Source organism: Brucella sp. 22210, assembly GCF_052045675.1.
In the GTDB taxonomy this organism is placed as follows: Bacteria; Pseudomonadota; Alphaproteobacteria; order Rhizobiales; family Rhizobiaceae; genus Brucella.
The window spans coordinates 1-743 of sequence record NZ_JBQEPD010000145.1 but is presented as its reverse complement, the minus strand read 5'-3'; the positions used below and the strand labels follow the sequence as shown (position 1 = coordinate 743).

The following is a 743-nucleotide window of genomic DNA, read 5'->3' as shown; positions in this document are numbered from 1 at the left end:
TCGGATACCAACACCTGCAGCACTCGCACGCGAACTGCCACCACCTCTTACACTTCCAAAGTTCTCAAAGCGCGACCCGGAACCGGAAACAACGACACCAGCGCCGCCGCTGCCTGCTGCCCCGTCGGTGCTCTCCTCCCTAAAGGTGCCACTGCTATTCGCCATGAAAGAACGACCACCAGCCCCCCCTGAACCACCTGAGATGCTCAGCCCCGCATGCGTCGTCGTCACCTGGCCATTGCCAACAAATAAACCTGCGCCGCCGCCGCCGCCGCCGCCGCCATAGCCATGAACATTTCCGACATTGTCTAGCGGATACGTCACAGAACCATCACTACCTGCACCACCGTTGCGGCCCTGAATTGCCATAACATTGGAGCCTACTGTAGTAGCCCCCACCCCGCCACCGGAACCACCGGAACCACCACGTGCTGTTACGCCAGCATCGCGTTCCAGAACACTACTACCTCCCGCTCCGCCGTTATGTCCCGCTGAACCATAATCGACGTAGTGATGATTCTCGTTGTCCACTACATCATTAATTACAGCGCCGCCGCCGCCGCCGCCGCCGCCGACTCCATTAACGGCAACGCCTGACGCACCTCCGAAGCCCCCACCGCCACCTGATCCGCCATGACCACTCTCAGCCTTTGCCTGATTGACGCTGACACCAAGCACAACAGGTGCGGCGGCCGTCGCAATCATCGCGGCCCAGAAGGCAGCCGTCGCCAAACGTGGCGCAA

1 pseudogene is annotated in these 743 nt (G+C 61.0%); it reads right to left on the bottom strand.

The features are described from left to right. A pseudogene (locus ACTJKP_RS27045) lies at positions 1-743 on the bottom strand (hypothetical protein); the annotation flags it as partial.